At 67.4% G+C, this 14,078-nt stretch carries 12 protein-coding genes; 5 read left to right on the top strand and 7 right to left on the bottom strand.

Features of this window, described 5'->3' with window-relative positions; genetic code table 11:
* Window positions 1-23 precede the first annotated feature (23 nt).
* The 5 genes from AC0B44_RS05445 to AC0B44_RS05425 all read left to right on the top strand — a co-directional run bounded on the left by AC0B44_RS05445 (window position 24) and on the right by AC0B44_RS05425 (window position 6,418).
* A complete protein-coding gene (locus tag AC0B44_RS05445) occupies window positions 24-1,079 on the top strand; it encodes a lipocalin-like domain-containing protein (RefSeq protein ID WP_471901900.1) in 1,056 nt (351 codons plus the stop codon).
* Window positions 1,076-2,437, top strand: coding sequence for a homogentisate 1,2-dioxygenase (gene hmgA, locus AC0B44_RS05440; RefSeq protein WP_471901899.1), 1,362 nt, complete (start codon window positions 1,076-1,078; stop codon window positions 2,435-2,437). Before AC0B44_RS05445 ends, hmgA begins: the two co-directional genes overlap by 4 nt.
* Complete coding sequence (locus AC0B44_RS05435) at window positions 2,434-3,915, top strand: aldehyde dehydrogenase family protein (protein WP_471901898.1); 1,482 nt, start codon at window positions 2,434-2,436, stop codon at window positions 3,913-3,915. Before hmgA ends, AC0B44_RS05435 begins: the two co-directional genes overlap by 4 nt.
* 37 nt (window positions 3,916-3,952) lie before the next feature.
* Window positions 3,953-5,191 carry a CaiB/BaiF CoA transferase family protein gene (locus tag AC0B44_RS05430; RefSeq protein WP_471902069.1) on the top strand — a complete coding sequence of 413 codons (1,239 nt, stop codon included), beginning with the start codon at window positions 3,953-3,955 and terminating at the stop codon, window positions 5,189-5,191.
* Window positions 5,192-5,287: 96 nt separating this feature from the next.
* Entirely contained in the window at window positions 5,288-6,418 is a 1,131-nt protein-coding gene (locus AC0B44_RS05425; RefSeq protein WP_471901897.1) for a nitronate monooxygenase, read from the top strand.
* A gap of 92 nt (window positions 6,419-6,510) precedes the next feature.
* Here AC0B44_RS05425 and AC0B44_RS05420 read toward each other — a convergent pair whose 3' ends face one another.
* The 7 genes from AC0B44_RS05420 to AC0B44_RS05390 form a co-directional block, all read right to left on the bottom strand.
* Window positions 6,511-7,722 carry an MCE family protein gene (locus AC0B44_RS05420; RefSeq protein WP_471901896.1) on the bottom strand — a complete coding sequence of 404 codons (1,212 nt, stop codon included), beginning with the start codon at window positions 7,720-7,722 and terminating at the stop codon, window positions 6,511-6,513.
* On the bottom strand, window positions 7,719-8,813 hold the full coding sequence (locus AC0B44_RS05415; RefSeq protein ID WP_471901895.1) for an MCE family protein: 1,095 nt from the start codon (window positions 8,811-8,813) through the stop codon (window positions 7,719-7,721). Before AC0B44_RS05415 ends, AC0B44_RS05420 begins: the two co-directional genes overlap by 4 nt.
* On the bottom strand, window positions 8,810-10,048 hold the full coding sequence (locus AC0B44_RS05410) for an MCE family protein (RefSeq protein ID WP_471901894.1): 1,239 nt from the start codon (window positions 10,046-10,048) through the stop codon (window positions 8,810-8,812). The genes AC0B44_RS05415 and AC0B44_RS05410 overlap by 4 nt, the downstream gene beginning before the upstream one ends.
* Window positions 10,045-11,064 carry an MCE family protein gene (locus AC0B44_RS05405; RefSeq protein WP_471901893.1) on the bottom strand — a complete coding sequence of 340 codons (1,020 nt, stop codon included), beginning with the start codon at window positions 11,062-11,064 and terminating at the stop codon, window positions 10,045-10,047. The genes AC0B44_RS05410 and AC0B44_RS05405 overlap by 4 nt, the downstream gene beginning before the upstream one ends.
* Window positions 11,061-12,077, bottom strand: a complete 1,017-nt coding sequence (locus AC0B44_RS05400) for an MCE family protein (protein ID WP_471901892.1) — start codon at window positions 12,075-12,077, stop codon at window positions 11,061-11,063. Before AC0B44_RS05400 ends, AC0B44_RS05405 begins: the two co-directional genes overlap by 4 nt.
* Window positions 12,074-13,003 (bottom strand): MCE family protein, encoded by a 930-nt coding sequence (locus AC0B44_RS05395; protein ID WP_471901891.1) that lies wholly within the window; start codon window positions 13,001-13,003, stop codon window positions 12,074-12,076. The genes AC0B44_RS05400 and AC0B44_RS05395 overlap by 4 nt, the downstream gene beginning before the upstream one ends.
* Before the next feature lie 247 nt (window positions 13,004-13,250).
* Window positions 13,251-14,048, bottom strand: a complete 798-nt coding sequence (locus AC0B44_RS05390; RefSeq protein WP_471902068.1) for an MlaE family ABC transporter permease — start codon at window positions 14,046-14,048, stop codon at window positions 13,251-13,253.
* Window positions 14,049-14,078 lie beyond the last annotated feature (30 nt).

The following is a 14,078-nucleotide window of genomic DNA, read 5'->3' as shown; positions in this document are numbered from 1 at the left end:
CATGAACTCCTGGAGACGAATCGATGCCCACTCTGCAGATCACCGAAGCCTGGAACGGCCCGGGCCGCCGCGACGGTGAGATCACCGTCGTCGAGCCGAAGGACAACGCTGCTCATCCCTCGAGCGAGAAACACGCGTTCGAACACTGGTATTTCGACGCGCATCTCGACGACGGACGGATCGTCGTCGCGATGGTCCAGACGCGAGAACTGGTGCACCGCAGACCGGGTGTGGAAATCCATGTGTACTCCCCGGACGGGCAGCGTAGGGAAGAGATCCGGCACTACCGAGAGTCGGACCTCTCCGTATCGGAGGAACGCTGCGACGTGCGCGTCGCGCACAACACGGCACAACTGATCGGGGAGGACGACGGCAAGCCGGTCTACCGTGTCACGGTCTCCGAAGGAGATCTCGGATTCGATCTGACGTTCACCGCTCTGATCGCGCCGTGGATGCCGGGCCGGGGCCGGACGAGCTACAACGACAAGGAGTTCTTTGCCTGGGTCGTCGGGGCTCCCCGGGCGTCCGTTGCCGGCACCGTCACGATCGACGGCGTCACCACGGAGGTCACCGGTCGTGGTTACCACGACCACAACTGGGGTGTCGGCGACATGAAGCGGGTCATCGACAAGTGGTACTGGGGCAGGCTGTACACCGACGACTTCTCGCTGGTCTACGCGATGGTGTACACCCAGAAGAAGTACGGCGCCCACTGGTCACAGCCGGTGATGATTGCGCACGGCGACCGCATCGTGCTCAGCAACGGCGAAGTCGAAATGACCGAAGGTCCAGCGGTGTTCAACCCGGTTGCCGACCGCACCTACCCTTCGTGGCTGCGGATCCGCGTGCCGGGTTCACTCGACCTGACCCTCACCGTCCGCGACATCGTGCATGCCCACAACCTGCTGGAAGATGTACCGCTCGCCTCGACGGTCCTTCTCAAGCCCCTCGTCAATCGTCTCGTCGGCCGGCCGGGATACTTCCGCTTCCGCTCGGATTTCACGATGACCGTCACGATCGACGGCGAGGAATACGTGCGTACGGGGACCACACTGCACGAGATGGTCGCGCTGACATGACCGTCGGCGACGGTGCTCGCGTCGAGGTCGACCGCGAGGTCGAGGCCGGGCAGGGAATCTTCTACCTGCGGGGCTTCGGGAACGAACACCACAGCGAAGCCGTCGAGGGTGCGCTGCCGTGGGGGCAGAACTCGCCCCAGTGCGCCCCCTACGGCCTGTACGCCGAACAACATTCGGCGACGGCCTTCACCGAGCCTCGCGAGAAGAACCGCAGGACGTGGACGTATCGCATCGTCCCGTCGGCCGCCCACGGGCCGTACGAGCGCATCGACGACCGCGGTTGGGTGTCGGCGCCGACACCCGGGGGAATACTCACCCCCAATCGGTTGCGATGGGATCCGTTGCCGCCGCCGGAACCGGGAACGGATTTCGTGGACGGGACCACGACCTACGCCCTCAACGGAGACGTCCACACCCGCACGGGCATTGCCGTACACCTGTATTCGATCTCCTCGTCGATGACCGACCGGTACTTCGTCGACTCCGACGGGGAACTGCTGTTCGTCCCGCAACAAGGCGGTCTGCTGCTGTGCACCGAGTTCGGTCGTCTCGCGGTCGAACCGGGCGAGATCGCCGTCATCGGTCGCGGCGTGCGCTTCCGGGTCGAGCTACTTCACGGGCAGGCGTCCGGATACATCTGCGAGAACTACGGTTCGTCCTTCACGCTGCCCGAACTCGGCCCCATCGGAGCCAACGGACTCGCACACGCCCGCGACTTCCTCTATCCCACAGCGTGGTACGAAGAGTCGAGCGGGCCGGTCGAACTGGTGAACAAGTTCGGCGGCAGGCTCTGGGCGACGGAGTTGGATCATTCACCGCTCGACGTCGTGGCGTGGCACGGGACGCACGGTGCCTACAAATACGACCTGTCGCTGTTCAACGCCATGACCACGGCAGGCTGGGATCATCCGGATCCGTCGATCTTCACGGTGCTCACGTCGCCGACGGCGATCCCCGGCCAGGCGAACGTCGACTTCTGCGTGTTCCCCGACCGCTGGGTCGTCGCGGAGCACACGTTCCGGCCACCGCACTTCCACCGCAACGTGATGACCGAGTTCATGGGGCTGGTACGGGGGCGGCACGATTCCAAGGCCGAAGGATTCGTCCCCGGCGGCGCGTCTCTCCACAACCAGTGGGGCGCGCACGGGCCCGACCTGGAGACGTTCGATCTGGCTACCTCGGCGGATCTGAAGCCCGTCAAGCTCGAGAACACGCTGTCGTTCATGTTCGAGACGCGTTTCGCGCTCACCGTGACCGACACCGCATACCACTGCGCCCACCGCCAGACGGACTACGACGCGTCGTGGTCCGGGATCAGCCGCCGCTTCGCTCCGCCTACTCCCGAGGAGTCCCGATGACAGACCTTTCCGCTCCCGCCTCCGCACCCCTGACGATCCCCGATTCCGGCCTGCGCATCGGAGGACGCACAGTTCCGGCGCAGTCGGGTGCGAAGTTCTCGTCGATCAACCCGGCGACCGAGGAAATCGTCGCCGAGGTGGCAGCGGGCGGTGCCGCCGACGTCGATGCTGCCGTCGCCGCAGCGCGCGAGACGTTCGAATCGGGGGCGTGGTCGCGCATGTCCGGGGCCGAACGCGGCCGGATCCTGTCCCGCGCAGCAGATCTCATCGAGCAGCACGCACCCGAGCTGTCGGCACTCGAAACAACCGAGATGGGCAAGCTCTACGCCGACACCGTTGCCGGTGACATCCCCGCGGCCGCGGCATCGTTCCGTCACTACGCCGGCTGGGCCGACAAGATCGCCGGAGAGGCGATGATCCTCCCGGACGTCGGACCGCAGCACCGGTTCGGGTTCACGCTCCGGCAGCCCCTCGGTGTGGTCGGGGCGATCACGCCGTGGAACAACCCGACCGTGGTGGCGGCGTGGAAGATCGCACCCGCGCTTTCCGCCGGATGTTCCGTCGTGGTCAAGCCCGCCGAGGACGCCTCGCTCGCGACCCTCAGGCTCGCCGACCTGCTCGCCGAGGCGGGCGTGCCGGACGGGGCGTTCAACGTCGTCACCGGTCTCGGAGCGGAGGCAGGTGCCGCACTCGCCGCGCACACCGGCATCGACAAGATCACGTTCACGGGCAGCCCCGCGGTGGGCAAGACGATCACCTCGCTCGCGGGTGAGAAGTTCCGGAAGGTCACGCTCGAACTCGGCGGCAAGGCACCGCAGTTGATCTTCCCCGACGCGGATCTCGAGGCGTCGCTGCCGTGGATCGCGATGGGCAACTTCTATCACCAGGGCCAGGTGTGCGCGGCGGGCACGAGAGTGATCGTGCACGAATCCATCGCCGACCAGGTGGTGGAAGGACTCGTCGACTTCGCGCGCAACGCGGTCGTCGGCGATCCCTTCGATCCGGCCACCACGCAGGGCACCATCGTCAACCGCAAACAACTCGACCGCATCCTCGGCTACATCGAGCAGGGACGCAGTGAGGGCGCCGAACTGATCACCGGCGGATCGCGCATCGGCGACCGCGGATTCTTCGTCGAGCCCACGGTGTTCCGCGGCACGAACGACCTCACGATCGCGCAGGAGGAAATCTTCGGCCCGGTCGCCACGGTCATCACATTCAAGACGACCGACGAGGCGGTCCGATTGGCGAACACCACCAAGTACGGACTCAACGCGTTCATCTTCAGTCAGAACCTGTCGACGGTGCACAGCGTCATCCCCCGATTGCGGGTCGGCACGGTGTGGGTCAACGGGTGGGGCGTGCCCGACCCGGCGTTACCCTGGGGCGGGCGCGACGCCAGCGGTATCGGACGCGAACTCGGCCGCAGCGGCCTCGAAGCGTTCACCGAGGAGAAGACCGTTCACCTCGGCTACTGATCGAAGGAACAGGTACGCAGTGACAACCGGGGACGCAGTGACACGGACACCGAACGAGTCGGCGCAGCACGCAAACGGATCCGGTGCGCTCGCGGACATCAGGGTGCTCGAACTGGGCACGTTGATCGCGGGCCCGTTCGCCGGACGACTCCTCGGCGACATGGGCGCCGACGTCATCAAGATCGAGGATCCCGCTCGCCCCGACCCGCTGCGCACGTGGGGGCAGGGTGAGCGGGACGGTCACCGGTTCTTCTGGACGGTGCACGCGCGCAACAAGCGGTGCATCACCCTCGACCTGCGGTCGACCGAAGGGCAGGAACTGTTCCGGCGACTGGTCGCCGAATCGGATGTCATCGTGGAGAACTTCCGGCCCGGCACCCTCGAGAAATGGGGCCTCGGGTACGACGTGCTGTCCGAGATCAACCCCGGTCTCGTACTCGCCCGCGTGTCGGGCTACGGACAGACCGGTCCGAAGGCCGGGCACGCCGGGTACGCGTCGGTCGCCGAGGCGGAGAGCGGTCTGCGGCACCTCAACGGTTATCCCGGCCAGGCGCCGCCGCGCCTCGCGTTGTCGCTCGGCGACACCCTCGGCGGCATGTTCGCCGTGCAGGGGGTTCTGGCGGCGCTGCTGAGTCGCGAGCGGACCGGCCGGGGTCAGGTCGTCGACGTCGCGCTCACCGAAGCGTGCTTCGCGGTCCAGGAGTCGGTGCTGCCCGATTACGACGCGGCCGGGGTCGTACGCGGCCCGTCCGGCACCCGTCTCGAAGGGATCGCTCCCTCGAATCTCTACCGGACGTCCGACGACATGTGGATCGTCATCGCAGCCAACCAGGACACCGTGTTCCGTCGCCTGTGCGCGGCGATGGACACCCCGGAACTCGCGGACGACCCCCGATTCGCCGACCATCTCGCGCGCGGGGTGAATCAGGACGAACTCGACGACCTCATCGGCGCGTGGGCTGCGACGTGGACCCTGGAAGACCTGCTGGCGCACCTGTCCGAATCGGGCGTGGTCGCCGGTCCTGTGAACACCATCGCCGAGGTCGTCGAGGACCCGCAGTTCCAGGCGCGCGACATGCTCGTGTCCCACCACGACGAGCGTTCCGGCAGGGATGTTCTCGGCCCCGGTGTCGTGCCGGCCCTCGTCGGGACGCCCGGATCGGTGCGCATGGCGGGCGCACCCGTCGCCGGTTACGACAATGCGGCCGTCTACGGCGACGTGCTCGGCCTCGGCGAATCCGAGCAGGCCGATCTGCGGGAGCGCGGCATCATCTGAACTCCGCGGAGAAGTCGTCGAGGCATGTTCATTCGGTGGCGCGCCCTCTAAAGTGGAACCTGTTCCAGTCTTCCACCGTCTCCCGAGGAGTGCCGAATGCACACGCCCCTTTGCGACGAACTCGGCATCGAGTTCCCCATCTTCGCCTTCACCCACTGCCGTGACGTCGTCGTCGCCGTGTCCAAGGCGGGCGGGTTCGGTGTCCTCGGCGCCGTCGGGTTCACCCCCGAGCAGTTGGAAGTGGAGCTGAACTGGATCGATGAGCACATCGGCGACCATCCGTACGGTGTCGACATCGTGATCCCCAACAAGTACGAGGGCATGGACACCGACCTCTCGGCCGAAGAACTCACCAAGATGCTCCAGTCGATGGTGCCGCAGGAGACCCTCGATTTCGGGCGCAAGATCCTCACCGACCACGGTGTGCCGCTGCCCGAAGGCGACGATAACGCGTTGCAGCTTCTCGGGTGGACGGAGGCAACGGCCACCCCGCAGGTCGACGTCGCCCTCCAGCATCCGAAGGTCACGCTCATCGCCAACGCGCTGGGGACACCGCCGGCCGACATGATCGCGCACATCCACGAATCCGGACGCAAGGTCGCGGCGTTGTGCGGCTCGCCCTACCAGGCGCGCAAGCACGCCGACGCCGGTGTCGACATCATCATCGCCCAGGGCGGCGAGGGCGGCGGCCACTGCGGCGAGGTCGGCTCGATCGTGTTGTGGCCCCAGGTCGTCAAGGAAGTCGCCCCGATCCCGGTCCTCGCGGCCGGCGGTATCGGCAGCGGCCAGCAGATCGCGGCCGCACTCGCTCTGGGTGCTCAGGGTGCCTGGTCGGGCTCGCAGTGGCTGATGGTCGAGGAAGCCGAGAACACCGCGGTGCAGCAGGCCGCCTACGCGAACGCGACCAGCCGCGACACCGTGCGCAGCCGGTCGTTCACCGGCAAGCCCTGCCGCATGCTGCGCAACGACTGGACCGAGGCGTGGGAGAAGGAGGGCAATCCGGAACCGCTCGGCATGCCGTTGCAGTACATGGTGTCCGGCATGGCTGTCGCCGCCACACACAAGTACCCCGACGATTCCGTCGACGTCGCATTCAACCCCGTGGGCCAGGTCGTCGGCCAGCTCACGAAGGTGGAGAAGACGTCGGTCGTCATCGAACGGTGGGTGCAGGAGTACCTCGACGCGACCGGCACTCTCGAGCGTCTCAACGACGCGGCGAACGCCTGACCGCAGGTACGAATCGCGAGACCTCGAATTGCGGGGGCCGGTCCGGGTAGACATCCGGACCGGCCCCCGAGCCGTTCCGGTGGCTTCGTCGTTCAGCCCGCCGGGGTGAGGAGGTCCTCCAGGGTGGACGCCGAATAGCCACCGTCGCGGCACAGTTGCACGGTGGGTGCGCGCCGCCCGGGGTACTCGATGCACGGCATGTTCCGGGCGCCGCGCACCGCGATCGGTGAATCGGCCGGCAACTTGCAGTACAGGTCCGGCGGCGTCTCCGGAACGTCGAGTTCGGTGGGGGAGCGGCGTTGCTCCGGCGGGAGGAAGCCCTCGATGCACGGTGGCGGATCGTTGTAGGAATTGACGAAATAGGTGTTCTGAGAAGGGTTGTCGAGGTTCGGCAGACCCGCGGATTGCGTCGACGCCATGATCGACGGGAACAACACCAGTATCTGCTCGAGTGACGGACGATAGACGGCCGCCACCTGCTCGACCGTGACGAGATTGGCCAGCAGCAGCGGCAACGTGGGTTCGGCGTCCTCGAACAGCGCCTGCACCTGAGCCGCCGCAGGTGCCCCGACACCGAGAAGCATCCGCACGTCCGAGTCGGAGTCCCGCAGTTGCCCGGTGATCCCGGACAGCGACGTCGCCCACTTCGCGATCGACTCCGACGACACCACCTGTGTCTCCAGAAGTGGCCCGGCCTGATCCAGCAAGGCGGCAGTGCCGTCGATGCCTGCCTCGGCCTCGCCGCTCAGTGCGGCGGCAGACTCGACGAGTGCCCGCAGAACCTCGCCGGATTCCGCGACAGCGCTGTCGGTTTCGTCGAGAAGCACGGCGAGCCGATCCGGTCCGACCGACTGCAGCGTCGAGTCGAGTTGGTCGAGTGTGCCGCCGATCAGATCCGGTACCGACACCCGTCCACTCGGGACGACCGCGCCGTCGCTGAGGTACGGCGCTCGGCTGCCCGAGGGCAGGAATTCGACGTACTGCTCGCCGATCGCCGACATGCTGCGGATCTGCACGTCACTGTCTGCGGGTACGGGCACCCGGGAGTCGAGCGACAACACCGCTTCGGCGCCGCCCGTCGTCATCGTCACCGCCGTGACACGTCCGATCTCGACGCCGCGATAGGTGACGTTGGCCGACGAGTACAGACCTGCGGCATCGGTGAGTTCGACCCGAACCTTGTACGTGCCGACCCCGAGCAGCCGCGGAACGTCGACGACCCACAACGCGACCACCAGCACCGCGGCCACTCCGATCGCGAAGAACACGATCAGCCGCGCCCGCAACCGGGCTGCCGGGCTCACCGGGGCACCTCACCGACCGGTGGAACGAGCAACGACACGAGATCCGGGATCGGCACCGTGTTCCCGGTGAGTGCGCCTTCGAACGGCGTGCCGAGCAGCAGCGCATTCTCGAGGGTGGGCAGGGTGAGATCGAGAATGACGGTGCCGTTCGCGTAGTCACCGCGCACGGCGTTGCGGTATGTGTCGATCGGAAACGGGAAGGTCAGCAGGTAACGCAACGATTCGGTGAGCGAGTCGCCGGATGCGCTGAGCGAGGCCAGGATCGGCTCGAGGTCGCGCAGGTTCGCAACCAGATCGTCTCCGCTCGCATCGACCACGTCGGTGGCCACCCGGCCGAACCGGCCCAGCGCGTCGGCGGCGCGGGTGAGTTCTCCGCGCTGTGAGGCGAGGACGGCCAGTGCCGGTGCGAACTGGTCCGTGGCCGCAGCGAGTCGCTCGTTGTGGACGGCTACGTCTGCGGTGAGCGCATCGAGTGATTCCATCGCGCTGAGGATTCCGTTCTGCTGATCGTCGAGACCGGCGAGCACCGCGTCGATGCGCGTGAGCAGGGCACGCACCGTTTCCTGGCGTCCGTCCAGCGCCTGGTTCAGTTCCCGCGAGATTTCCTGAGCCTGGGCGAGTCCGCCGCCACTGAGGACGAGCGAGAGGGACGACAAGGTCTGCTCGGTCGTGGGAAATGCTCCCGCACGTTCTAGAGGGATGACGTCGCCCTGGGAGAGAACGCCGCGCGCGGGTTCGCCGACGGGCGGCGCGAGTTCGACGTGGGCGGAACCCAGCAGGCTCGCCTGCCCGATCTTCGCGCCCGCGTTGGCGGGGAGGACGGTCGAGCCGTCGAGCATCACGGTCACCACGGCGTGCCCGCCCCCGAGTTGCAGGTCCGACACCCGCCCCACCGTGACGTCGCCGACCCGTACGCGTGAATTACGTTCGAGTGTCGTGACATCGGGCATCTCGATGGTGACGGCGAAGGCGTCGCCACCCCGTCCGTGGGTGCCTGGCAGTTCGAGAGAGTTGAGGCCGTGCCAGTCGCACCCCGACGTGAGGAAGACGCCGACGAGAACACCGGCGAGCGCCGGGAGCCGGAGTTTCATCGCACTCCCGGGGACAGCAGCGCGGTCAGGTCGGTCGGCGACGGGGTGCCGGGTGACGGAATGCTCGGCGGAGCGGCAGGTGCCAGGCCGGGCTCCGAGTAGACGAGCTGGTCGGGCAGCGCGCCCACGCCCCGCGTCGGATTGATGCGCACCGGCGGATAATCCATGGTGAGCAGCGGCAGGATCGGCCCGAGATACTGCACGCACAGTTCGGAACCCGTGTGTGCGTCGACCTGCTCCGCCGCGGCCAGCGCCGAACAGATGAACTGGGCAGGGTTAGCGAAATTGGTGAGCGCGAGCGCCGACACCACGGTGTTGTGGGCAGGCTGATAGATGCTCTGCAAGTTCGACAACGCGGTCGGCGCGACGTGCAGTACCTGCGCGATACCGTCCCGCTGCGTCGCGAGGGTTTCGGCGAGCACGCTCGTGCGGTCGACGGTCGCGTCGATGACGTCCCTGTTCTCCCGGACGAACCCTTCGACATCCACGAGCGCGGTGTCCAGCCCGGCCAGGGCGGCGCCCATCTCGTCGCGGTTCGCGTCGAGGACGCCGGTGACGGCGGCCAGCCGGTCGTGGAGCGAGACGAGATGGTCGCCGCTCATCGACAGTGCCTCCACGAACACGTGCAGGTTGGTGAGGGTGCCGAACAGGTCGTGGCGACCGTCCGACAGGGTGCGCATCGCCGCCGAGAGTTGCGTCAGCGAGTCGCGCACGGCCGGCCCGTGACCTTCGGCGTTGGCTGCCGCGGTATCGAGAACTTCGCCGAGCGGGCCCTGCGGATCGTCGGCGGCCGGACCGAGTTCGGTGGTCAGGCGCGCGAGTTGCGCGGTGATCTCGTCCCACTCGACCGGAACAGCGGTGCGTTCGAGGGGGATCGTGCCGCCGGGGGCGAGTTCGGGTCCGCCCGTGTAGGCGGGGGTCATCTGGAGGAACCGCGCCGAGACGAGTGTCGGTGCCATGAGCACAGCGCTCGCATCGGCCGGTATCCGCCGCGCCGCGTCGACGGTGAACGTCACGAGGACCCGGTCGCCGCGCGGTTCGATCGCGCTGATGCGCCCCACTTCGACACCCATGACACGCACGTCGTCGCCGACGTACAGGCCACGAGCGGTCGCGAACTCCGCGGAGTATTCATCGTGGGCGCGCAAGGGCACCACCGTGAACGACACGACCGCACCGACCGCGAGGACTAGTAGCAGGACGAGCCATGCCCGCACAGGTTTGCTCCACGTCACGGCGTGCCTCCCGGGACACCGAGACCGGCGTTGTCGAGTGCGGCGGTGAGTGCCGGTTCGATGATCTGCATCGGCAGCAGGTTCTGGATGTAGGAATTGAAGAAGGGACCCGACGCGACAGCCTCCCCGAGTTCCGTGGCGTACGGCCCCAGTCGCTGGATCGCGAGCGCGATGTTCTCCCGGTTGCGATTCAGGATGTCGAGGACCGCATTCACCTTCGTGAGCGCCGGAGCGAGCTGGGCCCGATTGTCGGCGACCAGTGCCGAGATCTCCACCGACAACGCGTCGAGATTCGCGAACAGGGTGTCGAGTGCCACCCGGCGGCGATCCAGTTCTGCGAGAACGAGATCGATGTCGGTGACGAGTGAGTCGATGGCGTCGCTGCGTTCGGCCAGGACGGCGGTGACCGATTCCGCGTGGGTGAGCAATTCGCGCAGCGACTCGTCGCGGGACGCCACCGTGTCGGACAGTCGCATCACACCGTCGACTGCCGCACCGACGTCGTCGGGGGTGTCGCGCAGGGTGTCGGACAGGACGCGCATCGACGTGCGGAGCTGATCCGCGTCGAGGTCGGAGGCTGTGCCGGTGAGGTCGCCCAGAGCGTCGGTCAACTGGTACGGGGCGGTGGTGCGGTCGACGTCGATGGTGCTCCCCGGTTCGAGGCGTCCCGGTCCGGCGGGCCGGACCCGCAGGTTGCGCGCGCCCAGTGCGGTCGCCGTCGAGATCTCGACGGCCGTGTCGGTGCCGAGGACGACCTGCTCGTCGACCGTGAACGTGACAGCGACGGCGTCGTTGTCGATGTCGATGCCGGTGACCCGTCCCGCATCCTTTCCCGAGACCTGCACGGCGTCGCCGGTGTTCAGCCCTCCCGCGTCCACGAAGCGCGCACGATACTCGGCCCCGGTGTTCAGGAACGGCAGCGATCCGATGTTCAGGGCACACAGCACGAGCACGACGAGCACGCCGGTGCCGACCGATCCGACAGCGGTTTGGTTCATCTCGCGGAACTGCTTCATGCCGGCGCGCACCTCCCCGTCGTCTGCCCGAACAGCGGTGAGGTGACGGTGTTTCCGGACGGATCGCTGACCTTGATGAGCATTCCGCAGAGGTAGTAGTTGAAGAACCCGCCGTAGGCACCGAGGCGGCTGAGGGCGGCGTACGCGTCGGGCAGGCGCGTGGCCAGGCTCTCGATCGTGTCGCCTCGCGATTTGAGCAGAGTCGCCACATTGCCCGTCTCCCGGATCGTCGCGGCGAGCGGGGCGCGGGCATCGGTGAGCAGACTCGCCACGGTTCCGCTCGCGGCGTCGATGTCGGAGACGGCGTCGCCCAGCATCACGGAATCCTGTGCGAGGCCGTCCATCAGTTCGTGGGCGCGCACCAGTGCGGTATCGAAGGTGTCCCGATGCGCGGCGAGGTTGCCCAGTACCGCGTTCAGGTTGGCGATCACGCTGCCCACCAGCAGATCGCGATCGGCGATGGCGGATGTGAGTGAGGCGGTGTGCATCAGAACGGATTCGACGGTGCTGCCTTGCCCCTGCAACACGGTGATCAGGTCCGCGGAGAGGCGGTTGACCTGCTCCGGTTCGAGTGCGCGGAACAGCGGTTTGAAGCTGCCGATGAGCACGTCGAGATCGAGTGCCGGGCGGGTCCGGTCGGTTCCGATGGTCTCCCCGGCAACCATCGGTACGAGTGCGCCGGGTGCGTCGGACAGTTCGAGGTAGCGGTCACCCACGAGATTGAGGTAACGGACGGTGGCGACCGTGGCCCGCGTCGGCACGTACACGGATTCGACCTCGAAGACGACGTCGATGCGATTGCCTTCGGCGAACTCGACCTCGGCGACACGGCCCACCTCGACACCGTTCACCCGCACGAATTGCCCCGGCTCGAGGCCGGACACGTCGTCGAAGAGAGCGTGGTAGCGGGTGTAGTCGCCGAACCGGACGTGTCCGAACACGACGAACAGACCCGCGAGAGTCATCAGCATGACGAGTGCGTAGATGCCCGCGGCGACGGCGGTGCGGGTCATCGCACACCTCCCGACAGCAGTTCGAACAGCGATTCGGGTACGAACACCGGAGAGGTGTTGCCGGCCTCGAACGGGTTGGCACCGGTATTCGCGACGAGGTACGGCGCCGGGATCTCGTCCTCACCGACGACGGGCAATGCGCCACAACGTGGTCCGCCGCTTGCCGCGACCACCGGAAGATTACGGGGATACTCGTACGGGTCCACGCCGAGCAGCAGCGTCGAATTGAGCATCATCGACGAACCGTTGCCACCGGACGCCGGTTCGGCGAGTTGCCGGGCGCGGTCGGCGCCCTGGAAGAAGCACGGCAGCACGGGCGAGTACTCCTCGAGCAGCGACGCGGTGGGTCGCAGCAGATCGAGGACGTCGACGATCTGCGTCGAATTGGGCTCCACCACACGCCGCCCCGCATCACCCATACCGATGGCGGCGAGCAACAGACGATCGAGATCGTCGGCATGTTCGACGATGGTCGCGCCCGTGGTGGTCAGATTGCCGAGGGAGTCCATCACCGAGTCGGTTGCCGACGCGTAGATGTCGGCGGTGGCCTCGGTGGCGGTGAGATCGCGCCGGATCACGTCCATCCCTGGTTCGAGTTGCGCGAGCACCGCGTCGGTGTCGGTCAGCGCCTGCCCGAGCGTGTCGCCCTGACCGCGCAGCGCGACGGCCAACGCTCCGAGCGTGCGGTTGAGCTTCGCGGGGTCGACAGCCTGCAGGACACCGGAGAGCGATTCGAAGACGGTCTGGGTCTCCACCGTCACGCGTGAGGCTCGCAGCACCGTGCCCTCCGCGAGGCCCAACGGGCCGGGAGGGTCCGGTACCGTGAGCGAGACGTACTTGGCACCGAACACGGTGGTCGCGCGGATGTCGGCGCCCGCGTCCGACGGAATGCGCGCGGCGTCGCCGGGTTCGAGTCGCAGGACCACCTCGGCACCGTCCGGGGTGTGCCGGACCTCGGAGACGGTCCGATCTGCACGCCGTGAGCCTTGACCATCGCGCCGCGTTCGAGCACCAGGCCGGTGCGACCCGTCTCGACGACGACGGTCACGCCGGGGGCGAACGATCCGCGGAAGGCCAACCCCACCAGCACGAGCACGACGGCCGACACCACGGTCAGTCCTGCCACCGCCACCGTCGGCAACCAGTCTTTCGATGCTCGGCCGGGCACGTTCGTCACCCGGCCAGGTGCAGTTGGCGACTGCTGCCGTAGAGGGCCAGTGAGATCAGCAGGGTCACGGCGACGACGGCGATCAGCGACATCCGCACCGCACGCCCGGTGGCGACGCCCACTCCGGACGGGCCGCCGGTCGCGGTGAAACCGTAGTAACTGTGCACGGTCATCACGACCAGTGCCATCGTCACGGCCTGGACGAACGACCACGCGACGTCGGCGGGTCGCAGGAACGTCGAGAAGTAGTGGTCGTAGACGCCGGGGGACTGACCGAGGATCACCACGGTCGCGATGCGGCTCGACAGGAAGGCCGCGAGTACGGACAGTGCGTAGAGCGGGACGACGACGATGAGCCCCGCCAGGATGCGGGTGCCGACGAGGTACGGCACCGAGCGGATGGCCATGACCTCGAGTGCATCGATCTCTTCGCTGATGCGCATGGCGCCGAGTTGCGCGGTGGTTCCCGCGCCGATGGTGGCGGCCAGGCCGACCCCGGCGGTGACCGGAGCGATCACCCGCACGTTGACGTAGGCCGAGAGGAACCCCGTCAGGGCTTCGACGCCGATGTTGCCGAGCGACGTGAAGCCCTGCACTGCGACGGTCGCACCGGCGAACAACGTCAGGAACCCCATGATGGCGACGCTGCCGCCGACCATGGCGAGAATTCCCGTGCCCAGCCCGATCTCGGAGACCACGCGCATCGTCTCGCGCGGATAGTGGCGTGCTGCTTTGCCCGTCGAGACGAGCGCTCCGATCGAGAAGATCACCTGCCGCCCGAGGTTGTCGACGGCGTGTGACACGGCCCGGCCTGCCCGGCCTGCCGCGTGGGT

This window comes from Rhodococcus sp. NPDC019050, from assembly GCF_055664235.1.
The sequence above is the reverse complement of the archived record's forward strand: the minus strand, read 5'-3'. Positions and strand labels throughout refer to the sequence as shown.